General features: G+C 56.3%; 27 protein-coding genes. 13 read left to right on the top strand and 14 right to left on the bottom strand.

Annotated features, from left to right (window positions below):
* Nucleotides 1-24: 24 nt before the first annotated feature.
* From infC to cobA, 7 genes are all read right to left on the bottom strand, one after another.
* Nucleotides 25-573 (bottom strand): translation initiation factor IF-3, encoded by a 549-nt coding sequence (gene infC / locus ALB80_RS07970; protein ID WP_083445231.1) that lies wholly within the window; start codon nt 571-573, stop codon nt 25-27.
* Between the two features lie 157 nt (nt 574-730).
* Nucleotides 731-1564 carry a ferredoxin--NADP reductase gene (locus tag ALB80_RS07960; protein WP_050603517.1) on the bottom strand — a complete coding sequence of 278 codons (834 nt, stop codon included), beginning with the start codon at nt 1562-1564 and terminating at the stop codon, nt 731-733.
* 107 nt (nt 1565-1671) lie between these two features.
* Nucleotides 1672-2079, bottom strand: coding sequence for a DUF934 domain-containing protein (locus ALB80_RS07955; RefSeq protein WP_050603516.1), 408 nt, complete (start codon nt 2077-2079; stop codon nt 1672-1674).
* The gene (locus tag ALB80_RS07950; protein WP_050603515.1) at nt 2076-2837 is read right to left on the bottom strand and encodes a phosphoadenylyl-sulfate reductase; all 762 of its coding nucleotides are present in this window, start codon (nt 2835-2837) and stop codon (nt 2076-2078) included. The genes ALB80_RS07955 and ALB80_RS07950 overlap by 4 nt, the downstream gene beginning before the upstream one ends.
* Nucleotides 2827-4491: a nitrite/sulfite reductase gene (locus ALB80_RS07945; RefSeq protein ID WP_050603514.1), complete on the bottom strand. Its 1665-nt coding sequence runs from the start codon at nt 4489-4491 to the stop codon at nt 2827-2829. Before ALB80_RS07945 ends, ALB80_RS07950 begins: the two co-directional genes overlap by 11 nt.
* A gap of 64 nt (nt 4492-4555) precedes the next feature.
* Entirely contained in the window at nt 4556-4870 is a 315-nt protein-coding gene (locus ALB80_RS07940; protein WP_050603513.1) for a DUF2849 domain-containing protein, read from the bottom strand.
* Entirely contained in the window at nt 4870-5646 is a 777-nt protein-coding gene (gene cobA, locus ALB80_RS07935) for a uroporphyrinogen-III C-methyltransferase (protein ID WP_050603512.1), read from the bottom strand. The genes ALB80_RS07940 and cobA overlap by 1 nt, the downstream gene beginning before the upstream one ends.
* 144 nt (nt 5647-5790) lie before the next feature.
* On the opposite strand from cobA, the gene ALB80_RS07930 reads away from it, so the two are divergent.
* On the top strand, nt 5791-6273 hold the full coding sequence (locus ALB80_RS07930) for an Lrp/AsnC family transcriptional regulator (protein ID WP_050603511.1): 483 nt from the start codon (nt 5791-5793) through the stop codon (nt 6271-6273).
* A gap of 24 nt (nt 6274-6297) precedes the next feature.
* Here the strand turns inward: ALB80_RS07930 and ALB80_RS07925 are convergent, their stop codons facing one another.
* A complete protein-coding gene (locus ALB80_RS07925; protein ID WP_050603510.1) occupies nt 6298-7479 on the bottom strand; it encodes a cytochrome P450 in 1182 nt (393 codons plus the stop codon).
* Here ALB80_RS07925 and ALB80_RS07920 point away from each other — a divergent pair.
* The 7 genes from ALB80_RS07920 (at nt 7478) to ALB80_RS07890 (ending at nt 14922) form a co-directional block, all read left to right on the top strand.
* Entirely contained in the window at nt 7478-9259 is a 1782-nt protein-coding gene (locus tag ALB80_RS07920) for an ATP-binding protein (RefSeq protein WP_050603509.1), read from the top strand. The two genes, ALB80_RS07925 and ALB80_RS07920, sit on opposite strands and share 2 nt — an antisense overlap.
* On the top strand, nt 9256-10485 hold the full coding sequence (locus ALB80_RS07915; RefSeq protein ID WP_050603508.1) for a sigma-54 dependent transcriptional regulator: 1230 nt from the start codon (nt 9256-9258) through the stop codon (nt 10483-10485). Before ALB80_RS07920 ends, ALB80_RS07915 begins: the two co-directional genes overlap by 4 nt.
* Nucleotides 10486-10777: 292 nt before the next feature.
* The gene (locus ALB80_RS07910) at nt 10778-11779 is read left to right on the top strand and encodes a DctP family TRAP transporter solute-binding subunit (protein ID WP_050603507.1); all 1002 of its coding nucleotides are present in this window, start codon (nt 10778-10780) and stop codon (nt 11777-11779) included.
* Between the two features lie 111 nt (nt 11780-11890).
* Nucleotides 11891-12568, top strand: coding sequence for a TRAP transporter small permease (locus ALB80_RS07905; protein ID WP_050603506.1), 678 nt, complete (start codon nt 11891-11893; stop codon nt 12566-12568).
* Entirely contained in the window at nt 12568-13944 is a 1377-nt protein-coding gene (locus ALB80_RS07900) for a TRAP transporter large permease (RefSeq protein WP_050603505.1), read from the top strand. The genes ALB80_RS07905 and ALB80_RS07900 overlap by 1 nt, the downstream gene beginning before the upstream one ends.
* A gap of 154 nt (nt 13945-14098) precedes the next feature.
* On the top strand, nt 14099-14410 hold the full coding sequence (locus ALB80_RS07895; protein ID WP_050603504.1) for a multidrug efflux SMR transporter: 312 nt from the start codon (nt 14099-14101) through the stop codon (nt 14408-14410).
* A 14-nt stretch (nt 14411-14424) separates the two neighbouring features.
* Nucleotides 14425-14922, top strand: a complete 498-nt coding sequence (locus ALB80_RS07890) for a nucleoside deaminase (protein ID WP_253276841.1) — start codon at nt 14425-14427, stop codon at nt 14920-14922.
* A 9-nt stretch (nt 14923-14931) separates the two neighbouring features.
* On the opposite strand, the gene tpiA is transcribed toward ALB80_RS07890, so the two are convergent.
* Together tpiA and ALB80_RS07880 are read right to left on the bottom strand one after the other, a co-directional pair.
* Nucleotides 14932-15681: a triose-phosphate isomerase gene (tpiA, locus tag ALB80_RS07885; RefSeq protein ID WP_050603503.1), complete on the bottom strand. Its 750-nt coding sequence runs from the start codon at nt 15679-15681 to the stop codon at nt 14932-14934.
* Between the two features lie 109 nt (nt 15682-15790).
* A complete protein-coding gene (locus tag ALB80_RS07880) occupies nt 15791-16156 on the bottom strand; it encodes an iron-sulfur cluster assembly accessory protein (RefSeq protein ID WP_050603502.1) in 366 nt (121 codons plus the stop codon).
* Nucleotides 16157-16364: 208 nt separating this feature from the next.
* On the opposite strand from ALB80_RS07880, the gene ALB80_RS07875 reads away from it, so the two are divergent.
* The gene (locus ALB80_RS07875; protein ID WP_050603501.1) at nt 16365-16706 is read left to right on the top strand and encodes a hypothetical protein; all 342 of its coding nucleotides are present in this window, start codon (nt 16365-16367) and stop codon (nt 16704-16706) included.
* Between the two features lie 39 nt (nt 16707-16745).
* On the opposite strand, the gene ALB80_RS07870 is transcribed toward ALB80_RS07875, so the two are convergent.
* From ALB80_RS07870 to ALB80_RS07860, 3 genes are all read right to left on the bottom strand, one after another.
* Complete coding sequence (locus ALB80_RS07870) at nt 16746-17108, bottom strand: SUF system Fe-S cluster assembly protein (RefSeq protein ID WP_050603500.1); 363 nt, start codon at nt 17106-17108, stop codon at nt 16746-16748.
* A 94-nt stretch (nt 17109-17202) separates the two neighbouring features.
* The gene (locus ALB80_RS07865) at nt 17203-17481 is read right to left on the bottom strand and encodes an NfeD family protein (protein ID WP_050603499.1); all 279 of its coding nucleotides are present in this window, start codon (nt 17479-17481) and stop codon (nt 17203-17205) included.
* Complete coding sequence (locus ALB80_RS07860; protein WP_050603498.1) at nt 17481-18371, bottom strand: SPFH domain-containing protein; 891 nt, start codon at nt 18369-18371, stop codon at nt 17481-17483. Before ALB80_RS07860 ends, ALB80_RS07865 begins: the two co-directional genes overlap by 1 nt.
* A gap of 175 nt (nt 18372-18546) precedes the next feature.
* Here ALB80_RS07860 and ALB80_RS07855 point away from each other — a divergent pair, with 175 nt between their 5' ends.
* The 4 genes from ALB80_RS07855 (at nt 18547) to lon (ending at nt 23783) form a co-directional block, all read left to right on the top strand.
* On the top strand, nt 18547-19458 hold the full coding sequence (locus ALB80_RS07855) for a nucleoside hydrolase (protein ID WP_050603497.1): 912 nt from the start codon (nt 18547-18549) through the stop codon (nt 19456-19458).
* A gap of 63 nt (nt 19459-19521) precedes the next feature.
* Nucleotides 19522-20652, top strand: coding sequence for a tRNA guanosine(34) transglycosylase Tgt (gene tgt / locus ALB80_RS07850; RefSeq protein ID WP_050603496.1), 1131 nt, complete (start codon nt 19522-19524; stop codon nt 20650-20652).
* 91 nt (nt 20653-20743) lie between these two features.
* Nucleotides 20744-21151 (top strand): DUF6636 domain-containing protein, encoded by a 408-nt coding sequence (locus tag ALB80_RS07845; protein WP_050603495.1) that lies wholly within the window; start codon nt 20744-20746, stop codon nt 21149-21151.
* A gap of 223 nt (nt 21152-21374) precedes the next feature.
* Nucleotides 21375-23783 (top strand): endopeptidase La, encoded by a 2409-nt coding sequence (lon, locus tag ALB80_RS07840; RefSeq protein WP_050603494.1) that lies wholly within the window; start codon nt 21375-21377, stop codon nt 23781-23783.
* A 50-nt stretch (nt 23784-23833) separates the two neighbouring features.
* Here the strand turns inward: lon and ALB80_RS07835 are convergent, their stop codons facing one another.
* On the bottom strand, nt 23834-25420 hold the full coding sequence (locus ALB80_RS07835) for an APC family permease (RefSeq protein ID WP_050603493.1): 1587 nt from the start codon (nt 25418-25420) through the stop codon (nt 23834-23836).
* Nucleotides 25421-25429 lie beyond the last annotated feature (9 nt).

Here is a 25429-nt window from a genome sequence, read left to right as displayed (position 1 = left end):
GAGATCTTGCAGCCCTTGTTTGGCTTATTTCTGTGGAAGCGGGCCGATCATCATGATCATCTGACGGCCTTCCATCTTAGGCATGTTTTCGATCTTACCAAGGTCTTTGATGTCCTCAGCAACACGTTCCAGCAATTCGCGGCCCAAGTTCTGGTGCGCCATTTCGCGGCCACGGAAGCGCAGGGTAACTTTGACCTTGTCGCCGTTCTCCAGAAACTTGAACACATTACGCATCTTCACGTCATAGTCATGCGTGTCGGTGTTCGGTCGGAATTTGACCTCTTTCACCTCGATGACTTTTTGCTTTTTGCGGGCTTCGCTTTCACGCTTTTGTTGTTCGTATTTATATTTGCCGAAGTCCATGATCTTGCAGACCGGAGGGTTCGCATTGGGCGAAATCTCAACCAGATCAAGACCGGCATCTGCGGCCATTTGCATGGCTTTGGCGGGATGAACCACCCCGACATTTTCACCTTCGGCGCCAATCAGGCGAATTTCGGGGGCACGGATCTTATCATTGACGCGCGGGCCGGTGTCACGTTGAGGCGGCGCGTTGTGAGGTCTGCGAGCTATGGGTTCATTCCTTTGATGATTGCAGAATTTCGAGCCCGGAATTTAAACCGGGCTGCGCCGCACTTCAAGCGGCATAAATACAGGTTCCTGCGAAAAAACTTGTTTTATCGGGCGTTTTTCGCGTTCGGAGCGTGAAAGCCCCGAACGCGAAGAGGTGTTAACCGACAAAGGCCTTTTCGATCACGAATTCCTTAGGATCGGAGTTCGCCCCTTCGCGCAGGCTGAACCCTTCAAGGATTTCCTTGATATCCAGGTTGAACGCCAGCGATCCGCAGACCATCGCGCGGTCGGTCTCGGGTTTGATGCCACCTTCAATGCCCAGATCACCAAACACAGTGCCATCCTGAAGCAGGGTGGTGATGCGACCCATCTTGGGGCTCTCTTCCCGGGTGGTCGTCGGGTAATAGCGGATTTTGTCAGCGAAGCCTTCACCGATCAGCTCGGCCAGCAACTCGTCCTGAAGGATACTGTCGATCAGCTGACGGCCATATTCCAGTTCCGCCACTTCGCGGCAGGTATGGGTGATGATGATCTCGTCATAATCCTCGTACGTCTGCGGTTCCCGCAGCAGCGAGGCAAAAGGCGCGAAACCGGTGCCGGTGGCAAAGAACCACAGGCGCTTGCCTGGCAGCAGGGCGTCATGAACCAGCGTGCCAACAGGTTTGGGGCGCAAAATGATCTGGTCGCCCGGTTTGATGTGTTGCAGTTTCGAGGTCAACGGGCCGTCCTGCACCTTGATCGAATAGAACTCCAACTCTTCGTCCCAAGACGGTGACGCGATCGAATAGGCACGCAACAAGGGCTTGCCGTTGTCACCCAGCAGGCCGATCATCACGAACTCACCCGAGCGGAATCGCAGCGAGGCAGGGCGCGAGACCTTGAAAGAGAACAGGCTGTCGGTCCAGTGCTTCACCTCGGTGACGGTCTGGGCATCTGGCAGAACGGGGGCCTTGACGGCGGTTGCTTCACTCACGGATTTCATCTCTGTCATCGTTTCACTGCCGGTCAGCTAAACCGACATCTCCGTTTAATCTTTGATCCAAGTCAGGAAAAGTGGACAGATTGCCCCCTCTGTATCACAAGCTGGCGAGTGCGGCCTTATCCACGCAGGCGGGCCTGATAGTTGTTGTCTTGCCAATTGGCGCGAGCCAACCACTGATCTTCGGGCTGACGGTCTGCAAGAGTATGATCGATTTCGACCTCGTCGAACCCGCTGCGGCGGGCCATGGCGTACTGGTCAGCCAATACATGGCCCCGGGCGCGCAGGCGACCGGTATAGCCTTTCAGGCGCAGAACGCGCGCGATTGTAAAGCCGCGTCCATCGGCCGAGGACGGGAAGTCCACGCGTACCATCTTGGCATTGCCCAGACGGTCAATCAGCTCATCGGGGTCAGTGTCCGAAGCCACGTCCAGCGCGACCACGTCATTGGCGGCATCATCCAGAGTGACAAAGCCGTCGGTCCAGTCATCGGGCGAAAAGCCCTCGTCCGTTACGATTACGTTCATGTTTTCTCTCCGATGCGCACCATCTTGCCATCGACAAAATGGATGCCGCATTCTTCCTTGTTCTGATCGCGCCAGCGTCCGGCGCGGGGGTCTTCGCCCTCTTTGACCGGCGAGGTGCAGGGCGCACACCCGATCGAAGGGTATCCTTTGGCCACCAGCGGATGCCGGGGCAAATTGTTTTCTTCCATATAGGCGCGCACATCCTCGGGTGCCCAATGGGCCAACGGGTTGACCTTTATCCGGCCCGTTCCGTCTTCGACTTCAAAAAAATCGAGCGCGGCGCGCGTGCCTGACTGGAACCGTTTGCGCCCTGTAATCCAGCCACAATAGCCCGAAAGAGCTTGCTGCAGTGGAAAGGTCTTGCGCAGGTTGCAGCACGCGTCTGTGTCCCGCATGCGAAGTGCACCATAGGGGTCGTCGCGCTGAACATCCTCGTCATCGGCATGGATGATCTGGACGTTTCTAAGACCGAGACGCTCGCTGACGTCCTGCTGGTATTCCAGTGTCTCAGCAAACAGCATCTGCGTGTCCACAAACAGAACCGGGGTCATCTTGTCGACAACCGCTGCCATGTGCAGCAGCACGACGGATTCCGCACCAAAGCTGGAGACGAGGGCAAGCTCCTCGATCTCATCCAGCGCACCATGCATAACATCATGGGCGCTGTGGTGGCGAAACCGGTCGTTCAGCGCGTCGACCCGTTCGGTCAACGCACGCCGGTCCGCCCCCAGTTCCGTCTGGATCAGATCAAGCGGCATTGGCCTGTGCCTCGGGGTAAAGCGCCGCTTTGAACGGAGCCATGCCGACGCGGCGGTATGCTTCCAGGAAGGTTTCTTCAGCGCTCTCACGCTGTTCCAGGTAGGTGTCTACGATGCGTTCCACGGCGGGCACGATCTCATCATAGGCAAAGCCGGGGCCGGTGCGGTCGCCGATGGCAGCCGTCTCTGTCGCGTCGCCGCCCAGAGTGATCTGGTAGTTCTCGACGCCGGCCCGATCCAGACCCAGAATGCCGATATGGCCCACATGGTGGTGACCACAAGCGTTGATGCAGCCCGAGATCTTGATCTTCAGGTGGCCGATATCATGCTCAAGCTTCATATCTTCAAAGCGTGTCGCAATTTCCTGAGCGACCGGGATCGAACGCGCCGTGGCCAGCGCGCAGTAATCCATGCCGGGGCAGGCGATGATGTCGCTGATCAGGCCGATATTGGCGGTCGCCAATTCGTATTCCTTCAACTTGGCGTGGATCGCGGGCAAGTCCGATTTGTGGACATGCGGCAGGATCACGTTCTGCTCATGGCTGATGCGCAGCTCGTCATAGGCGAACTCTTCAGCCAGATCGGCCATCACGCGCATCTGTTCAGCTGTCGCATCACCCGGTGTCTGGCCATGCTTTTTGATCGAGATCGTGACAATCGCATGGTCTGCGTTCTTATGCGGCGCGATGTTGGTGTCGACCCATGAGCGGAAGACCGGATCGTTGGTATATGCACTTTCGAACGACGCAACCGAACCTTCGCGGAAGGCGGGCGGGGCGAAGTGGCCCTTGATCTCTTCCAGCAGGTTCATGTCGGCACCTTTGAACTGCGGGCGAACCTGCAAAAAGCGCTCGTTGACCTTGGCGCGGATCGTGTCGATGCCGTTTTCGTGCACGGTGATCTTGATACGCGCTTTGTATTTATTGTCACGGCGGCCGATCTGGTTCCACACGGAAACGGTGGCTTCGAGGTAAGCCAGCAGGTCGTCAAAGGCGACGAATTCGGACAGTTCCTTGCCGATCATCGGCGTACGGCCCAGACCACCGCCAACAATCACGCGCGCGCCCAGAACGCCGTCGCGCTCGATCAGTTGAAGGCCGATGTCATGGGCTTTGATCACGGCGCGGTCGTTTTCCGAACCGGTGATGGCAATCTTGAATTTGCGCGGCATGAACTGGAACTCCGGGTGGTCGGTGGACCACTGACGCAGCAGTTCGGCATAAGGGCGCGGATCGGCGACCTCATCCGCGGCGGCACCGGCGAAGTGGTCGGCGGTCACGTTACGGATGGTGTTGCCCGAGGTCTGAATGGCGTGCATGCCAACCTCGGCTAGCGCGTCCAGCATATCCGGTACATCGTTCAGTTTCGGCCAGTTGTACTGGATGTTCTGACGGGTGGTGAAGTGGCCATAGCCCTTGTCCCACTTCTCGGCCAGCAGCGCCAGTTGGCGCATTTGCGCGCTGGAGAGCGTGCCATAGGGGATAGCGACCCGCAACATGTAAGCGTGCAGCTGCAGATACAGGCCGTTCATCAGGCGCAGTGGTTTGAATTCGTCTTCGGTCAGCGATCCGTCTATGCGGCGCTCAACCTGCGCACGGAACTGCGCGTTACGTTCTGCCAAAAATGCTGTGTCGAACTCGGAGTAGCGATACATGATTAGCTGTCCTTAGTTGCAGCCCCGAACCGGGGCCTTGAAGGGGAGAGAGAAGGGCCAGAGATCAGGCCCGGGGCTGCGGGGAAGTTTCCTGTTTGCCGTGGGCATAGTTGGACGGACCAGTCCGGCGGAAATCTTCCCGAAAATGGGCTGGCTCAGGGCCGTTGTCGCCGGCGACGGCGTCAGCCAGATAGGCGCCGACAATCTTACTTGCCTGACGTGCGGCATCCAGCAGACGTACCTGAGCGTGCGCTTCGTCGGTGATCAGTTCCGCTTCGGACAGATCGCGCGACCAGCGGTCATCTTCGGTTTGATAAACTACATCACCTTCCAACAAATCATTTGCGGTGACGACTTTGGGGGTAAAAGCGCGGGCCATCAGGCAAGCTCCTTATTGAATTCGGTCACAGCCTGCGCCGCTTCGCGCGGGGCAAGGCCATAGAAAGTCAGAGCCGGGCCGTCCATTTCGGCGGCGGCCAGATCGGTGGGCAGCTGGTCCAATGTGGTGGCCAGAATGCGTTGGTTCGGGCGCGAGGCGTTTTCGACCAGGGTGACGGGTGTGGCGCGATCCGCGCCGTGCATGATCAGACGGCCCTGAATGAACCGGGCGGACTTCTTGCCCATGTAGATCGCAGCAACCGATCCTTCGCGCGCCAGCGCTGTCCAGTCGTGGTCGGCAAAGCCTTTCATGTCGTGCCCCGTCAGAAACCGCACGGAAGAGTTGCGGCCCCTGCGGGTCAGGCTTTGGCCAATGCTTGCAACCGCCGCCGAAGCGGCCGTGATTCCGGGGACGATCTGCCACGAAATGCCTGCGGCCTCGACAGCTTGGATTTCTTCGTCCAGACGGCCAAAGACGGTGGGATCCCCTGACTTGAGCCGCACGACATGGTTGCCCTTAAGGGCATATTCCACCAAAAGAGCATCGATATCGCTTTGCTTCCAGGATGGACCAAACCCAGCCTTGCCAACATCAACCAGATTGGCGTTCTGACCTGCAAGATCCAGCACCGCTGCGCTGATCAGGCGGTCATGGAGTACGATGTCTGCCTGCTCGAACGCGATGAGCGCCTTGAGTGTCAGCAGATCGGGATCACCGGGACCAGCGCCGACAAAATCGACATGTCCTTTGGGTCTGAATGTATGCAAGTCCTGCATCGGATCGCCTTGGGTGTAGTTTGACTTACCTTGCAATATAGGAAATATTCCCACCAAAGCGCCATATGGGCGCTCAAATAAGAACATTCGTTCCAATTGGATCGAAAAGTGGAACGAAGACCTCGAATTGGAAGGAAAACTGGAATGTCGGTGCGAATAGACGAAACGGATCGGAAAATTCTAGCCGAGTTGCAACGCGATGCGGGTCAGTCACTGGATGAAATTGCGGCCCGTGTGGGCAGTTCAAAGACCCCGGTCTGGAATCGCATCCGCAAGCTCAAGGGGGCGGGTATCATTGGGCAGCAAACGGTTCTGTTGGATGCCGAAGCGCTTGGGTTCGAGGCGACATTCTTTGTATTGATCCGCACATCGGAACACGAGGCCGAGTGGCAACACAAGTTCCTGAAAGCGTTGCGCGATCACCCCGAAGTGCAAGAGGCCCACAGGTTGGCGGGCGACATCGACTATATCCTCAAAGTCAGGGTCAAGAATGCCCGTGCCTATGACGTGTTCTATCAATCTCTGATCTCAGAGGTGCGGGTGCACAACGTGACGGCGCTTTTGTCGATGGAGGAAATCAAATCCACCACAATGCTGCCGTTAAACGCATTGGTAGAGAAGGCGTAACGAGGCGTAGGCGGTAACGCGTCCTCAGATATGTACCAGAACCTGATCCAAGCCATGAAAGTGATAGCTGTCCGAATACGTCGGAGGCGCAGCCAGCCGCAAATTTGGACAGGTGTCGAACAGGATAGGTAGGGCGATACGCATTTCTAACCGCGCCAAAGGTGCGCCGACGCAAAAATGTATGCCGCCGCCAAAGCTTGTGTTCACATCGATGGATCGTGCGGGGCGGAATGTGTTCGGTTCATTCCAGACAGTGGGATCGCGGTTGGCACCCCCCAGCAACAGGGCAACCTGATCGCCGCGTTTGAACGTATGACCAAAAATCTCCACTTCCTCATAGGCGTAGCGCGTGAACATGTGCAGGGGTGGATCATAGCGCAGGATTTCTTCGATAGTTGCGTCAATTTTGTCTGGCCGCAAAACGCTGGGGCCGGTGTGTGTTTCCAGCAGGGTTTTGAGCCCGTTTCCCAACGAATGAACCGTCGCCTCATGACCGGCGTTCAGCAGTAGAATACAGGTTGCAACCAACTCATCGCGGGACAGTTTCTCGCCTTCCTCTTCAGCAGAAATCAATCGTGTGATCAGATCGTCACGCGGGTCACGCCGCCGCTGGTCGATATAACGTTCCAGGAACGCGGTAAATTCCTGTGCCGATTGCGCGGCCTCGTCTTCGGTGTCTCGTGTCCTGTTGGCTTGGTACATGGCAACCATATCATGTGACCAACGCAACAAGTCCGGGGCCATGTCTTCGGGTACACCCAGCAGGCGACAGATGGTGATCACCGGGACCTGTGTGCAGTAGGCGTGCAACAGGTCAAACGGCTCTTGCGGAAAATCCCGGATCAGATCGTGACAGAGGGTTTCGATCGAGGGTTGCAGAGCGGAAATCGCCCGCGATGTGAAGGCCCGCATAACCAGCGCCCTCAGGCGCGTGTGCCGTGGTGGCTCGGCTTCAAGCAGCGAATGGGCCTCGACAGACAACCATGGGGCCAGATGCGCGGGGCCTTGCGTTGCGTGCTCGGGGGGAACTTCGCGCCCGAACCGGCGATCTTTCAGCAAGGTGCGGACGGCATGGCAGGACACAGCAGCAACCATGCCGTAATCAGCCCAATAAAACAGGTCCCCGGCTTGTCGGGCTGTGTCGTAGAACGGATAGGGGTTCTGGACGAACCCGGGGTCTGAAGGAGATTGTGAGAGTGACTTCATGCGACGCACACTTGCCACGCGACGCATTGAATGCAAGACCCTGTATATGCACAGGGTTTCGATCATTGTCGGTTTTCTGCTTGCCGTCGGGGTGTTGTCCGGACTCGTCTGGTCCTATGGCTATCGTCAGGCGCTGTCTCAGCTGAGCGAAAAGGCCGAGGCTGATCTTGAACTGGCGGCCGACCGGCTCAGTACACAAATGCAAGTGTATCAAGAGCTTGCAGTGCTGATGGCAACCCATCCGATTCTGCATGAATTGGATCGGCAAGCCAACATACGCCAAGCTCAGGCGATGTTGTTGGACGTTGCAGACAAGACTGCGGCAGTCAACATGATCTACTTGGACCAAAATGGGCAGGTCTTGGTTTCGGCGCAGCCGGTGCCGCAGCGAAACATGGCCGGGCACCCCGCTTTCCGTCGTGCGATGCAGGGGGCCTTAGGCAGTGCGCATGAGGTTACACCTGTCGGAGATGATCGGATCTACTCCTACGCAGCACCTGCTTTCGGCCCATTTGGCCGGATCAAAGGCGTAGTGATGGTCGTTGCCGACGTTCAGGATGTCGAGCAGACGTGGCGCGGCAGCACCGAGGCGGTCTTCTTTGTCGATGCAGATGGTGTTGTCTTTATTTCGAACAGATCGGACCTGCTGTTCTGGTCTCGGGAGGAAGGAGAGGCAGGACTTACACCGCCAAATGGCGCGACCGTCAATTTTGCGTCGAAACGGGTCGGTGGGCACGAGCTATGGCGATTGAACTGGGGGCGCTATCTGCCGCGCGATGCTCTGCACCTTACGCTCGATTTGCCGGTGATCGATATGACCGCTGAGGTTTTGGTAGACGTGGCGCCAGCCCTGCAACTTGCGCGGCTTCAGGCGGCGGCAGTTGCGGCGATCTGTTTGGCTTTCGGTGCAATGCTTTTTCTTGCGATGGAGCGGCGGCGGACGTTGGCAGAAGCCAATGCCGTTCTTGAAAGTCGAGTGGCCAAACGAACCCTTGACCTGACCGTTGCAAATACCAGCTTGCACAAGGAAGTCGCGGAACGTCAGGAAGCCGAAGCGGCGCTGCGGCGGGCGCAGGCGGATTTGGTTCAGGCCGGAAAACTCAGCGCGCTTGGGCAGATGTCGGCAGGGATCAGCCACGAACTGAACCAGCCACTTATGGCGATCCGGCAGTTTGCGGATAATGGCGCGGCTTTCGTGGAACGCGGAAAGCCCGAAAAGGCCGCGGAAAATTTGGGCCGTATTTCCGAAATGGCTGCGCGCATGGCGCGCATCATCAAGAACCTGCGGGCCTTTGCCCGCAACGAAAGCGAACCGATGGGGCGTGTGGATTTGGTGCAAGTTCTGAATACGGCCGTTGAATTGACCGACGCTCGGTTGCGCGCAGAAAATGTTGCGATGGATTGGCAGCCACCCAACGAACCGGTCTACGCATGGGGCGGCGAAGTGAGGTTGGAACAGGTCTTTGTGAATCTGATCAACAACGCCGCAGATGCGATGAGCCAGCAAGATGAACGCCTTATTCAAGTTGTGATCAACACTGGGGACAGGCTTTCAGTCGCCGTGCGAGATATCGGCCCTGGCATCGAGAACACGGAAAAGCTTTTTGAGCCGTTTTACACCACCAAGGCCGTGGGCTCGTCCGAAGGAATGGGGCTGGGGCTTTCGATTTCTTACGGTCTGGTCCAGAGTTTTGGTGGGAACATTCGCGGGACCAATGCGCCAACAGGTGCGATGTTCACTGTGGAGTTGGAATACTATCGGGAAGACGAGGCGGCATGACCCGAAAAGTTCTTTTGGTCGACGATGACGCAGCCGTTCGCGAGGCTTTGGCACAAACGCTTGAACTGGCAGATTTTCAGCCGACAACTGCAGGCTCTTTTGTGGCGGCCAAGGATCATATCCGAGCGGATTTTCCCGGTGTCATAATCTCGGACATCCGAATGCCGGGCCGGGATGGGTTCCATCTTTTGACCTATGCAAGAGAGGTTGATCCCGATCTTCCCGTCATTCTTCTGACCGGTGAAGGGGATATTCCCATGGCTGTTGACGCGATGGGTAAGGGCGCGTTCGACTTTCTGGAAAAACCCTGCGCGGCGTCTGATTTGTTGGATGTGTTGGAGCGTGCTTTTGCAGCCCGATCCGAGGTCATTGAGCAGAGAGCTGTGAAATCCGAACTCGAACGTGGAGACCCGGCCGCGCGCTTGCTGTTTGGCCTGTCGCCGCAGGCGGAGGCATTGCGTGAAAGGGTTCGAACTGTTGCGCCCACAGGGGCCGAAGTTCTGGTGACTGGCCCGCCAGGCAGCGGGATTTCAAAAGTGGCCGAAGTTGTTCATCTTATGTCGTCGATGGGGCAGGGGCCGTTTGTGAAACGCCCGGCCTCGACGCTCAGCCCCGAAGATCTGACCCGCAGTTGCGAGGATGCAGCGGGTGGGTCGCTGTTTCTTGACGAAGTTTCGGCCATGCCGCAGGCCACGCAATTTGCGGCCCTTGAGCTGATCGAACGTGGGCCGGGAGGGCGGATCATCGCTGGTACCACCGCTGATCTGTCTGACTTAAGCTCCGAAGGCCGTTTTAATGCCGATCTATTCTATAGGCTGGATGTGATGCGCGTGCGTATTCCATCCCTGGCGGAGCGGCCTGACGATATTCCCGTTGTCTTTCGTCATTATGTCGCACAGGCGGCTGAACAGGCTGGAATCCCTGTTCCCGAGATATCCTCGGAACATCTGGCAGCATTGATGGCCAGCGACTGGCCGGGGAATGCGCGGTCGCTTATGTCCGCTGCCATGCGTTTTGTGTTGGGGATGCCGGAAGAGGTCGCACAGGCTACGGATCTGGGTCTTAGTGAACAGATGGCGCGGGTCGAACGATCGCTGCTGATCGCAGCGCTGGGGCGGCACAACGGAAAGGCGTCAGACGCGGCAAAGGCGCTGAAGCTTCCGCGCAAAACATTTTATGACAAGCTGGCCCGTTATCAAATCCGCCCAGAGGATTATCGCAGGTAATTCGCCCGGCGAACTTACGCTGCACATTGATTCGCATGATTGATTCGCAAATTGTGCGGAAACCCGCACAATCAGCAATTTTTTGTGTGCGGATTTTCGCACGTCGAAGAAAAGGTGATTCTTCTCCTTGTGTTTGGTGTGGTGTAAAGCGCTGGTAATAAACACTTAAAACAACTGAATCGGCTTTTGGAGGGAAAAGTTGTGTGCTTACGGCTGAGTCGCTTCACTGCACGCCATACGGTGCCTGTCTGGCGCTGATCGCTTGTATTTAGGAAGTCTGGGAGGAAAACAGATGAAGATTTTGACAACAGCCGCAACGGCTCTGGCGCTGACAGTCACCGCAACTGCGGGTATGGCAGCCTGTGACGACGGTGAAATTGTTGTGAAGTTCGCGCATGTGACGAACACCGACAAACATCCCAAAGGCATCGCCGCCTCGCTGCTGGAGCAGCGCGTCAATGACGAGATGAACGGCGTGATGTGCATGGAGGTCTATCCGAACTCGACCCTCTATAATGACGACAAGGTGCTTGAGGCGATGCTGCAAGGCGACGTTCAACTGGCCGCGCCGTCTCTGTCGAAGTTCGAGAAGTTCACCAAGCAATTCCGCCTGTTCGACCTGCCGTTCATGTTCAAGAACATTGATGCCGTGGACGCATTCCAAGCGTCGGCCGATGGTCAGGCAATGAAAGACAGCATGCAGCGCCGCGGCCTGCAGGGTCTGGCCTTCTGGCACAACGGCATGAAGCAGATGTCGGCCAACAAGCCGTTGGAAGATCCCTCGGACGCAAACGGCCTGAAGTTCCGTGTTCAGTCCTCGGACGTGTTGGTTGCGCAGATGGAAGCGATCGGAGGCAGCCCGCAGAAAATGGCGTTCTCGGAAGTTTACGGTGCGTTGCAACAAGGCGTTGTGGACGGGCAGGAGAACACCTGGTCGAACATCTATGGCAAGAAGTTCTTCGAAGTTCAGGACGGCATCACTGAGACCAACCATGGTATTATCGACTACCTTGTTGTGACCTCGGTTGACTGGCTGGACAGCCTGGATCCGGCGGTGCGTGACCAGTTCATGACCATTCTGACCGAAGTGACCGAAACCCGGAACAAAGAAGCCTTTACCGTCAACGAAGCGGCCAAAGCGTCGATTACAGACGCGGGTGGTATCATTCGTGAACTGAACCCTGAACAGCGTCAGGCCTGGGTCGACGCAATGAAGCCGGTTTGGGACCAGTTCTCTGGTGATGTGGGTCAGGACAAGATCGACGCCGCACAGGCCATCAACGCCGGTTTCTAAACCGGTCAGAGGCCGCGCGTCCGGGGACTGGGGAGTATTTGACGCGATGGCCGGGCGGGCTGATCAGGCCCGCCCCACACTCTCTCATCACAAAAATGCGGGGACAGAAAGATGTCTGGTGCGAATTCCGGCCAAGGCGGGCTGGTCGACCATATCGAAGAAACCCTGATTGCGTTGCTGTTGGGCCTGATGACGGTCGTGACATTTGCCAACGTGATTGCGCGGTTTGTTTTTAACTCAAATATCCTGTGGGCGCTGGAACTGACGGTGTTCACCTTCGGGTGGCTGGTGCTGTTGGGTGCGTCTTATGCGGTGAAAAAACATGCGCATCTGGGCGTGGATGCCATTCTGAACATGCTGGCCCCGGCGCCGCGCCGCATTCTGGCGCTTATTGCAGTGGGCTGCTGTCTGGTGTTTTCGCTGCTTCTGCTGAAAGGGGCTTATGACTATTGGGCTGTGTTCGCCGATTTGCCGCCCACGTCGGGGCGCTGGTTCCCTACCGGGTTCAATGTCGACGCCCGCAGTCAGAGTTTTTACGAGGTCGACGACATCCCGATGGTTGCGCCTTTGCGGTTCCTGGAAGACCTGATCAACTACGGTGAGTACTACGAAAAACTGCCCAAGGTCGTGCCGTATCTGGTTCTGCCAGTTTCGATGCTGCTGTTGGTGATCCGGTTCGCGCAGGTCGCCGTTCAAATCTGGCGCGGTGAAACGGATCGCCTTGTCGCCAGCCACGAAGTCGAGGACGAGATCGAAGAAGTCCGCGCTCAGCAGGGAGAGCATGACTGATGGACGTTGTACTTCTTTTCTCGATGGTCATCGGCCTGCTGCTGATCGGTGTTCCGATTGCGGTTGCGCTTGGCCTCAGCTCGACCCTGTTTCTGCTGATCTATTCGGACAGTTCGTTGGCCTCGGTCGCGGGCACGTTGTTCGAGGCGTTCGAGGGGCACTTTACCCTGCTGGCGATCCCGTTCTTCATCCTGGCCTCGTCTTTCATGACAACAGGCGGCGTGGCGCGCCGGATCATCCGGTTCTCGATTGCCTGTGTGGGGCACTTGCCCGGTGGTCTGGCAATTGCTGGCGTGTTTGCCTGTATGCTGTTTGCAGCACTTTCGGGATCGTCCCCAGCAACCGTTGTGGCCATTGGTTCCATTGTCATCGCCGGGATGCGTCAGGTTGGGTATTCCAAGGAATTCGCCGCTGGTGTGATCTGTAACGCCGGTACTTTGGGCATCCTGATCCCACCGTCCATCGTGATGGTTGTCTATGCGGCAGCCGTTGAGGTCTCGGTTGGGCGAATGTTCCTGGCGGGTGTCATTCCGGGCCTGATGGCTGGTCTGATGCTGATGATCACCATCTACGTCATGGCCAAGGTCAAGAATCTGCCCAAGGGTGACTGGAAAGGCTGGGGAGAGGTCTTTACCTCGGCCCGTGAGGCCGGTTGGGGCCTGTTCCTGATCGTCATCATTCTGGGTGGTATCTATGGGGGTATCTTTACCCCGACTGAGGCCGCTGCCGTCGCTGCTGTCTATGCGTTCTTCATTGCCAGCTTTGTCTACAAAGACATGGGCCCGCTCAGCACCGAAGACGGTCAGCCCAACGCGTCACTGCTTAAAAAGCCCTATGCGCTGGTTACGGCATTCTTTCACCCAGACACCAAACACACACTGTTTGAGGCGGGTAAGCTGACGGTCACGCTGCTGTTCGTCATTGCCAACGCGTTGATCCTCAAGCACGTGCTGACGGACGAGCAAGTGCCACAGCACATTGCAAGCGCCATGCTTTCAGCGGGTCTGGGACCGGTCACTTTCCTGATTGTAGTCAACGTCATCCTGCTGATTGGCGGTCAGTTCATGGAACCCTCGGGTCTGCTGGTCATCGTGGCTCCGCTGGTGTTCCCGATTGCCATCGAATTGGGCATCGATCCGATCCATCTGGGTATCATCATGGTGGTGAACATGGAAATCGGGATGATCACGCCTCCGGTCGGTCTGAACCTGTTTGTGACCTCGGGCGTTGCGGGAATGCCGATGATGAGTGTCGTGAAGGCGGCGCTGCCGTTCCTGGCCGTACTCTTCGTCTTCCTGATCATGGTGACGTACATACCTTGGATATCGACCTTCCTGCCCAACACCTTCATGGGGCCGGAAATCATTACCAATTAGATGGTCTGACAATGAACACAGCCGGGTGGTTTCGACTGCCCGGCTTTTTCGTGTCTTGAAACCATATATTGGGTACTTATCTGAGGTTTCAGAGGACGACCTCCCCATTTTGGGACATCTTTCGGGACGACCCGAACAGATACGAGGTTCTCTTGTGCCCTGGATCTTTCTTCTTTTTGCCGGCCTGTTGGAAATCGTCTGGGCCGTAGCCATGAAGCAATCGGCTGGTTTCACCCGATTGTGGCCGACGGCTTTGATGGGCGTTTCGATGATTGGCTCCTTTGGCCTTCTGGCACTTGCGATGCGCGACCTGCCATTGGGCACCGCTTACACGATCTGGACCGGGATCGGCGCGGTGGGGGCGTTCAGCGTGGGTATCTTGTTTCTGGGCGAAGCCCTGACACCCGCACGGATTGCAGCGGCGATACTGATCGTGACCGGTCTTGTCGTGATGAAGCTGGCCTGAGCCCGTAATTGACCATGCCCTTGGTCTTCGGCAGTCTGCGCGAAACTCAAGACATGGAGCCCGGAATGCTGACCGAGATCGACAAGCGCCTGCTACGCGTGGCTTATGAAGAGGCCAAAGCCGGATTTGACGAGGGCGGATGCCCCATTGGGTCCGTTCTGGCACGGGGCGGCGAGGTTGTCTCGCAAGGTCGCAATCAGCGTGTGCAGGGGGGTGATCCCATCGCGCATGGGGAAATGGATACCTTACGCAAAGCAGGGCGGCAGAAAACCTATCGCGACACGGTGCTCTATACCTCGCTGTCGCCCTGCATGATGTGTTCCGGCACTATCGTTCAATTCGGCATTCCGCGCGTTGTGATCGGTGACACGCAGAATTTCGGAGGCAATGAAGACTTCCTGCGTGAGCGCGGGGTCGAGGTTGTCATTGCCGACGACCCCGACTGTATCGCTTTGATGCAGCGGTTTATCGAAGAAAAGCCCGAGCTTTGGGCCGAAGATATTGCGGAATGAAGTCTGGGGTCAGGCGCTTTCCAGCGCCTGAATGATGCCTGAGAAATCCGCAGCCTTCAGGCTGGCACCACCGACCAGAGCGCCGTCCACATTCGAGACTGCAAAAATGTCGGCCGCATTGCTGGGTTTGACGGACCCGCCATACAGCAGTCGCACCGACCGGCCTACACCTTCGCCAAAACGACGTTCCAGCCGCGTGCGCATGAAGTCGTGAACCTCGCCGATCTCTTCCAGGGTCGGAACCTTGCCGGTTCCTATCGCCCAGATCGGCTCATACGCGACGATCAGATTCTCGCCGGTAGACTGATCCGGGATCGAACCAGACATCTGGCCGCCAATGATATCGAGCGTGTTGGCTGCCTCTCGCTGTTCCAGACTTTCGCCGACGCAAATGATCGCCTTGAGACCCGCATCCATTGCCGCTCGCGCCTTGGCACGAACATCCTCGTCATGCTCACTGTGATCCACGCGCCGTTCCGAATGGCCCAGAATGACCGAAGTCGCGCCGGCATCCAGAAGCATATCCGCGCTGATATCACCTGTGTGCGCACCTGAATGTTCTAAGTGACAATCCTGCCCGCCAACCGAAATCTCGGTGCCTGCCACTGAGTCCGCGGCGCGGCTGAGCAAGGTGGCGGGGGGGCAGATCAGAATATCGACCGAGGCTTGGGGGTGGCTTTGCGACAGCGTTTCTAGCTCACTCAGCGCTGCGCCGGTTCCGTTCATTTTCCAGTTTCCAGCCGCCAGCTTCCGCCGCATACCCGTATCTCCCTGATCATTCGATGATTTAAGGATGCGGATAGCATTGTCTGCAGGATCTTACAATTCCGCCTGCCGACCTCGCTAGGGTCAGCACAAGAACGATGATCTAGCTTTGCTGGGCGATGTTTTCGTCGAACTTGATCGATTCACCGCATCCACAGGAATCAACAACATTCGGGTTTTTGAATTTGAACCCCGATTCCAACAGTGACACTTCATAGTCGATCTCGGTCCCAAACAGGAACATCTGCGCCATTGGCGCGATCATTATGCACGCGCCGTCCTGTTCAACCACCTCATCATGCGGATCTGACTGATCGACATATTCCATGGTGTATTCCATGCCTGCGCAGCCGCCTTTTTTGACACCGATGCGCAGGCCAGCGTGTCCGCCTGAACTCATCAGGCGGGTGATCTGCTCTGCGGCCTTGGGCGTCATGGTCACAGCCTGTTTGCCGGGAATGCCGAACATGTAAGTCTCCGTTGTCGCGCGTCCCTTCTAACTTAGGGTCCAAGTCCCTCAGGCTCAAGATGGTGAGGGATAAAGCGTGCTGTTCATTTGAAAGGTGCAAGAAGTGCCATGCGACCTTGCTTTGGATTAGAAAGCGGGTTTAGCTGTTCTTGCGTATGTAAGGCCCAGTGCTGACACATGTGCAACTTGGGTGGGAAAGGTTATATAAATGAATGTTTTACGAAAGTTTTCTAAACCAGTTTTTCTGTGCGGGACAGTAGCCGCTTTTGTTGCATGTTTTGTGCCGGTTGATGCACAGGCTGCATCTGATGCCGAAAGGCACCCAGTCAATTGTGCGACCGCCGAAGGCGATTTGCGTGCCATTGCGGCGGAAAAGAAACACGCTGAAGACAAACAGTTGGAAAGCGTGGCTGCGATTACACCTGCCGGGGCGCTGTTGGGTCTGGTCACCGGAACCGAGCAGAAACACCTTCAGATGTTGTCTGGCGACTACATCAAACAGCTGGATGCGCGTGCCGCAGAGATCAAGGAAACCTGCAATCTAAACTAACAGCGTTTTCAGATGAGTAAGGCGCGACGGGTGCTGGTTTTACATAAAGCCCAGTTCAAGACGCGCTTCGTCCGACATCATCTCCATACCCCAGGGCGGTTCCCAGGTCAGCTCGACATCAACCTCTTTGACACCTGCAACGGGCTCAATGGCTTCGACGATCCAGCCGGGCATATCGCCGGCCACCGGGCATCCGGGCGCAGTAAGGGTCATGATCACCTTGACTGAGTTATCCGCAGAAATATCAACCGTGTAGATCAGGCCAAGGTCGTAGATATTGACCGGAATTTCCGGGTCATAGACCGTGCGGCACGCCTCAACCACGAGGTCGTACAACGGGTGTTCAATCGTTGACGGCGCTATCAGCGGGGTGCCTTCAAACTGTTCGCTCGGGTGAGTCATCTTTGCCTCGGGTCAGTTGCCTGAGTGATTATATAGGGAATAGCTGCGACAGCGTCCAGTAGGGGAGTGGCGCTCGAACGAGCGCCACAGCGATTCAATCGTTGATATCATGCTTGAAAGTTTTGACCTGACCATGCGGTAGGGCAAAGAGTTTGCGCAAGACAAGCCAGGCGATCAGCGACAGTACCGCAAAAACCAGCGCAAGGACATGAAGCGACAGTGTCAGACCCGGAATGATCAGGACAAGACCTGTGATTGCAGCGCCAATCGCGAAGCCAAGAAAGATGAATCCTGGCAGAGCAATCTCGAGAATCCCCAGTGCCAGCGCGGCGGCCAGCCAGATCCACCAAGTCAGCCAAAAGGGATCAGCCATTATTTTCCTCCTTTGAGCATTTTGAACGCGTCACCAAAGGCTTCAAGTGCGTTTGCCGGAACTACGATGGTCTGCTTTCCGGAACCATTACCCAGCGCATTAAGGGCTTCGACTTGTTTCAAAGCAACCTGATATTGGGCGGCCTCGATACCGTTGTCTTGAATGGCTTTGGCGACAACGCCAGTGGCGTAAGCTTCGGCTTCGGCCTGAATGCGACGGGCTTTGGCGGTTTGTTCTGCGGCGTAAAGTTCGGCATCAGCTTGCAGCTCAACAGAGCGCTTCTGACCTTCGGCTTCGGTCACCTGCGCACGGCGGGCGCGTTCCGCGTTCAGCTGTTGCAGCATGGCATCGCGGGTCGCCTGATCCAGATTCACATCCAGAATTTCGGCGCGGGTCACTTCGATACCCCAATCGTCAACGGCGGTTTCAACGCTTTCCTGAATGCGTTCAATCAGTTGTGCCCGGTTAGACTGTACTTCGTCCAGGTCCATCTTGCCGATCTCGGCGCGGACGATACCGGCCACGGTGGTTGCAATCGCACCATCGACGTCGCGGATTCTGTAAACCGTCTTTTCCGGCTCAAGAATGCGATAGAAGACCGAGGTGTCGATCTGCACCAGCACGTTGTCCTTGGTGATCGCGTCTTGTGTCGCATTGGGCAGCTGGCGTTCAAGGATCGAGATTTTGTGGCGTGCAACATCCAGAAACGGAACGATGAAGTTGATGCCGGGGCCAAGCACCGAGTGCAGGCGGCCAAAACGTTCAACGACGTATTTCTCAGATTGCGGCACAATCTTGATGCCTTTGAGGATAACGATAATCACCAGCACAGCGGCCAGCAGGTAAATGATGTTTGACGAAATCAATCCGATAATCTGATCTTCGGTCATTCTGTCCTCTTATTATTGTGTACTATGGTATACATGTGGGAATTGAGTCGCCCGATTTCAACTCAGGTATGGCGGGAAAGCCGCTAAATGCAAACGTCCCAATATGGGAATTCGACATTGAACTGAACTGCTGTGACCGCTTTGCATCCTGACTTGTTTGCGGTATCGGGCGGGGATGAAACTGATTATCGATACAGATCCCGGCATCGACGATGCCATGGCCATCGCTTACGCCGCCGCTGCGTCTGAGTTTAACCTGATCGGGCTGACCACGGTGTTTGGCAACACACATGTTCATCAATCCAGCCGTAACGCTCGGTTTCTGTTGGATAAGCTGGGTCTCGACCTTCCGGTTGCCGAAGGTGCCTCATACCCATTAGGGGCAGATACTCATGCCCCGTCGGAACATGTTCACGGCCCCGAAGGTTTTGGTGATCTGACCGAAATCCCCGAGATTGGACAAAACCACGCGCTGCCAGCAGCTGAGTTTCTGGTTGAAATGGCACGAACCCACAAGGGTGAACTGGTGGTCTGTGCTGTGGGTCCATTGACTAATATCGCGAATGCAATGCGTCTGGACCCAGAGTTTGCAGATAATCTGCGCCAACTGGTGATCATGGGGGGCGCAGTCTATTGCCCGGGCAACATCACCCAACACGCTGAAGCCAATATCTATCACGACGCCCTCGCAGCCGAGGAGGTCTTTTCCACACCGCCCAACACTGTTCTGGTCGGATTGGACGTGACGCTGAAGACGCTTTACGAAACAGCGGATTTCGAAGCCCTGGCGCAGAGGTCACCGGACATGGGATCATTTCTGCGCGACATCTCCCGCTTCTATCTGAAATTTTACAAAGAGATTGGGGGGCTGGAAGGCTGCGGCCTGCACGATTCAACCGCCGTGATCGCGTGTTCCCATCAGGCCATGTTCAACATGGTCGAAACAGGGCTGCGGGTTGTCACCGACGGCGACATGATGGGGGCGACACAACCAGATCCCGAACGACCCACGATCCGGGTGTGCTGCGACGTGGACGAGGCAGGGGTTGTTCGTCTGTTCACCGATCGCGTTGCCTCGTTGCCCTGACGGGTTGCAAAGACGGATCGGATCGGGCAAAGCCTGCCCGGTTCGGCGATCCGAGGCGATGACATGACCCAGAAATTCTCATTTGAGCTAAAGGCCACAGACGGCAAGGCACGCACCGGTGTGATCAGCACACCGCGCGGAGAGGTGCGGACGCCGGCCTTCATGCCGGTCGGGACAGCCGCCACGGTCAAAGCGATGATGCCGGAAAGCGTACGCGCCACGGGGGCGGATATTCTTTTGGGCAACACCTATCACCTGATGCTGCGCCCAACTGCGGAACGGATTGACCGTTTGGGCGGGTTGCACAAGTTCATGAACTGGGAACGCCCCATTCTGACCGACTCGGGCGGGTTTCAGGTCATGTCGCTGGCCGGGCTGCGGAAGCTGACTGAAAAAGGCGTGACGTTCAAATCTCATATCGACGGGTCAAAACACGAACTGACTCCGGAACGGTCGATGGAGATTCAGCGACTGTTGGGCTCGGACATTGTCATGTGTTTCGACGAGTGCCCCGCGTTGCCAGCCGACCGAGACCGGATTGCCGAGTCCATGCGCCTGTCGATGCGTTGGGCAGAACGGTCTCGTGAAGCATTCGGGGATCGTCCGGGTCACGCCCTGTTTGGCATTATGCAGGGCGGTCTTGAACAAGATTTGCGCGAAGAAAGTGCCGAAGCACTTAAATCCATTGGATTTGAAGGCTACGCGGTGGGTGGGCTGGCCGTGGGCGAAGGGCAGGAGGCCATGTTCTCTTGCCTCGATTATGCCCCCGAATGTCTGCCGATGGACAAGCCGCGATATTTGATGGGGGTTGGCAAGCCTGACGACATCGTTGGGGCAGTCGCTCGCGGTATCGACATGATGGATTGCGTTTTGCCGTCCCGCTCGGGGCGTACTGGTCAGGTGTTTACCCGTTATGGCGTGGTAAACATTAAGAACGCGCGCCATTCTGACGATCCGCGCCCGCTGGACGAACAGTGTTCGTGTCCTGCCTGCTCGAACTATTCGCGCGCCTATCTGCACCATGTATTCCGCGCCAACGAGATGATCTCGGGCATGTTGCTGACCTGGCATAATCTTCACTATTTTCAGGAAATCATGCAGGGCATGCGCGATGCGATTGCCGCGGGCACCTTCGATGCCTGGCAGGCCGAGTTCCACGCGCAACGTGCCCAAGGCGATATCGAGCCCTTGTAGCCTTTCCATTCGGGTGACAATTGAGTGGTTTTCCAGTAAACTTGGGTCACTTCAAGCAATACTATTTTAGTTCGTGACCCGGAGATTTTTCATGTTTCGCCTTTTTCTGGGCGCCGCGCTTTTGAGCGCGACACCCGCTATTTCAGATGTCTGGACCTTCGAAACGCCGTCCGAAAATATTCAGTGCTCAGTCGGGGAAAGCGCGTCGTCCTCGGATATCCAGTGCACGATCATAGAGAAATCCGGACCACCTGCGATGCCGCGCCCCGCGAATTGTCAATCAGACTGGGGGCATGATTTTCTAATGTTCGACACTGGCCCGGTAGAGATATTGTGCCAGCCACTGAACCGAAACAAAGACGGATTTGACCGCGCGGAATACGGTGTCACAGGTCAGTTTGGAGGATTCACCTGCAGTTCTTCAACGAAAGGTCTGGAATGTCGCAACTTGGACGGTCACGGGTTTTTCTTGTCTCGTGCAGTACAGCGGGTGTTCTGACCTTTGAATTGCGCGTTGCCTATGCTTGTCGTGCTAATTTCGGTGGATATGTTCGCGGGACGCCTTGCAGTCGGTCAAACCTCGGTTCATTCTGAATGGCGATACATGGCGGTAAGGTTGAAAAAGGGCGATGAGGCCCCACCTTTATCGTCCAAGACAGGAGACGGCCAAGTGTTGCCTCGATGAGGGACAGGAGCCGTCTTGCCAACGATAAGGATAGAGCATGCAAGAGCCTCTGAATTCCTCATACCCCGTCCTGCCGCTGCGCGATATTGTGGTGTTCCCGCATATGATCGTGCCGCTTTTCGTGGGCCGTGACAAATCGGTCCGCGCACTGGAAGAGGTGATGCAGGATGACAAGCAAATTCTGTTGTCCAGCCAGATCGACCCTGGCGTTGATGATCCCGATGAAGATGGGATATATCGCGCGGGCGTGTTGGCCAATGTGCTGCAACTGCTGAAGCTGCCCGATGGCACCGTGAAGGTGCTGGTCGAAGGGCAGGCGCGTGTGCAGATCACCGAGTTTCTTGAAAACGACCAGTTTTTCGAGGCTAGAGCTGAGTATCTGACCGAAATTCCCGGTGATGTCACCACGACGGAAGCCCTGTTACGAACCGTCACGGATGAGTTCGAGCGCTATGCCAAAGTGCGCAAGAACATTCCTGAAGAAGCCCTGACCGCCGTAGGTGAAACCACCGAGCCCGCAAAGTTGGCTGACCTTGTGTCGGGTCATCTGGGTATTGAGGTCGAGCAAAAGCAGGAACTGCTGGAAACCCTCAGCGTCAGCGAGCGGCTTGAGAAAGTCTATGGCCTGATGCAGGGCGAAATGTCGGTTCTGCAGGTCGAGAAAAAGATAAAGACCCGCGTTAAATCCCAGATGGAGAAGACCCAGCGCGAGTATTACCTGAATGAGCAAATGAAAGCCATTCAGCAGGAACTGGGCGATGGCGAGGACGGCAAGAACGAAGTTGCCGAGCTGGAAGAGAAAATCGCCGAAACCAAGCTGTCCAAAGAGGCCCGTGAAAAGGCCGAAGGCGAACTGAAGAAGCTGCGCAACATGTCACCGATGTCAGCCGAAGCGACGGTGGTGCGCAACTATCTCGACTGGATTCTGGCGCTGCCCTGGGGCACCAAATCCCGCGTCAAAAAGGATCTGGGTAAGGCGCAGGAAATCCTCGACGACGACCATTACGGCCTTGAAAAGGTCAAGGAACGGATCGTCGAATACCTCGCCGTTCAGCAGCGTTCGAAAAAGCTGAAAGGCCCGATCTTGTGCCTTGTTGGCCCTCCGGGTGTGGGTAAGACCAGCTTGGGTAAATCGGTTGCGAAAGCCACTGGGCGCGAGTTCATTCGAATCTCGCTGGGTGGCGTGCGTGACGAATCCGAGATTCGTGGCCACCGTCGGACCTATATTGGTTCGATGCCGGGTAAGATCATCCAGGCGCTGAAAAAGGCAAAAACCACGAACCCGCTGATCTTGTTGGATGAGATCGATAAGATGGGGCAGGACTTCCGTGGTGACCCGGCGTCGGCAATGCTTGAGGTGTTGGATCCAGAGCAGAACAACACGTTTATGGACCACTACTTGGAGGTTGAATACGACCTGTCAAATGTGATGTTCCTGACCACGTCGAACAGCTATAACATGCCTGGGCCTCTGCTGGACCGGATGGAGATCATCCCACTGGCCGGTTACACCGAGGACGAAAAGAGCGAGATCGCAAAACAGCACCTGATCAGCAAGCAGGTCAAGAACCATGGTCTGAAAGCCAAGGAATTTGACCTGACGGATGAAGCGCTGCAAAAGATTATCCGCACCTATACCCGTGAAGCGGGCGTTCGGAACCTTGAACGTGAGATCGCCAAGGTGGCACGGAAATCGCTGACCAAGATCATCAAGAAAGAGGCGGACTCGGTCACGGTAACGCCGGATAATCTGGATGATTTCCTGGGTGTGCCAAAGTTCCGCTATGGTCTGGCTGAGCAGGACGATCAGATCGGCGTCGTTACTGGTCTGGCCTGGACATCCGTGGGTGGCGATCTGCTGCATATCGAGGCGTTGAAACTGCCCGGCAAGGGGCGGATGAAGACCACAGGTAAGCTGGGCGATGTGATGAAGGAATCCATTGATGCGGCCTCGTCTTACGTTCGGTCGATTTCGCCAAAGATCGGGGTCAAGCCGCCGAAATTTGATAATCTGGATATCCACGTGCACGTGCCGGATGGCGCGACCCCCAAGGATGGTCCGTCGGCTGGTTTGGCGATGGTGACATCGATTGTCTCGGTTCTGACCGGCATTCCTGTGCGCAAGGACATCGCCATGACCGGAGAGGTCTCGCTGCGCGGTAACGCAATGCCGATTGGTGGTTTGAAAGAGAAACTGCTGGCGGCTTTGCGTGGTGGTATTAAGACTGTCCTGATCCCGGAAGAGAACGAAAAGGATCTGGCGGAAATCCCTGACAATGTGAAGGAAGGGTTGGAGATCATCCCTGTGAAGCATGTCTCGGAAGTTTTGGAGCAGGCGCTGGTGCGCAAGCCCGAGCCGATCGAGTGGGATGAAGCGGCAGAAGAAGCTGCAGCTGCGGCTGCTGCTTCGGTAAAACCTGCTGATGCATCAGCCACTGCGCACTAAGAAGCGTAATATGAATTCCGGAAGAGGCAGAGCATTGCTCTGCCTTTTTTTTATAGCCCTATGACAGGTTGTTTAGGATCAAGTATTTCTTCTTCCGCTATGTATTTCATGAATTTTTCGTCCGACAGCGCCGAACGTATGGCCAAGGCGAAGATGATTGCGGAAAACAAGACGCAAAGCAGAATGTCCCACCCAAACGGGATCTGTTTCAAAGACCCGGTACCGAATTGACCCAGAAATGAGATCAAACCAAGCCCGGCAAAATAAGGCATCAGCCAAATGGCTTCTGTCAGGTCCATTTCGTCCAACCGCCCTCGGAACCGGATGAGCAGCAGAATTTTTCCGACGATCAGGGCGATGCCAAGTCGCCAGACCGTGTCCCATCCGCTCCAATAGACGATCAGAGTTGCGATGGCGAATGCGGTCAACGCCACCAGACGCACCGCTGGAATGCGGATCGATCTGGGTTGGTCTGGCAGCAGGTCCCTTAGGCAAACGACGGCGATGGGACCAACGGCGAAGGACAAGACAATTGCCGCTCCGTTCAGGGCAATGACCGTGGTGAAGGGAATGGTCAGCAAGAACAATGTTCCGATCAGAAAATTTAATGCCAGAGCCCATACAGGAACCCCGAATGAAGACAGGGTTTGCAGACGTTTTGGCAGAAATCCGTTCTGAGAAAGGGCGAGGGCAATCCGGGCATTCGACCCCGTCGCGACCAAACCGTTGCCAAAGGGGCCAACGACGGATCCCACATTCAAAAGGCTGAGGAACCAAACCAGTCCGACGGACATGATCACGGCATCCAAAGGGCCTTCGCCCCCAAAGCTTAATTGCGCCCAGCCTTTGGCCAGCAAAGAAGGGTCCAGCGCGCCGATGAAGGCCACTTGCAGGCCAAGGTAAATTGCGGCGCACATGATGATCGACAGGATCAAAGCTGCGGGGATGGCGAACTTCGGATTGCGTACTTCACCCGCCATATCGACCACATGGCGAAATCCTATGAACGAGAAAATGACACCTCCGGTCGAAACGGCAGCCATGATTCCCTGCAACCCGTAAGGGGCAAACCCGTCCGGTTGGGTGAAATTGTCAGCGTTGAAACGGTTGGCAATCAGTAGAACAGACAGAACCACCGGAATGGCGATTTTGGCCCAGGTCAGCGCTGCATTCACATGTGTGAAGAACTTGACCCCAAGCGCGTTGACCGCAACAAAAAGCAACATGAAGACAAGTGCCACAAAGATACCTGCACCGGTCAGATCGCCCGTATCGGCAGCGTGCAGCCAGGGGGCGTAGGGCGCAAGGTATTTCAGCATCGCCTCCACTTCGATGGGGGCGGTGGTGTTATAACCAATCCATGCAGTCCAGCCCATGGCCATTGATACGATATTGCCGTGTGAAAACTGAGGAACCCGGGCAATCCCCCCGGAAATGGGCAACATGGCTGAGATTTCCGCGAATGTAATCGCCAAAATGAACATCGCACCAGCGCCGATCAGCCAAGAAAGAATGGCCGCGGGCCCAGCGTGCTGCACCGCCAGAAGAGGGCCGAACAACCAGCCTGAACCGATGATTCCTCCAACCGAAATGAAGGTCAGTCCGATCAGGCCGATGTCCCGCTTTAGCTCTGCCATGATGACCCC

The sequence above is a fragment of the Ruegeria sp. 6PALISEP08 genome, assembly GCF_001238295.1.
Taxonomy (GTDB): Bacteria; Pseudomonadota; Alphaproteobacteria; order Rhodobacterales; family Rhodobacteraceae; genus Ruegeria.
The sequence above is the reverse complement of the archived record's forward strand: the minus strand, read 5'-3'. Positions and strand labels throughout refer to the sequence as shown.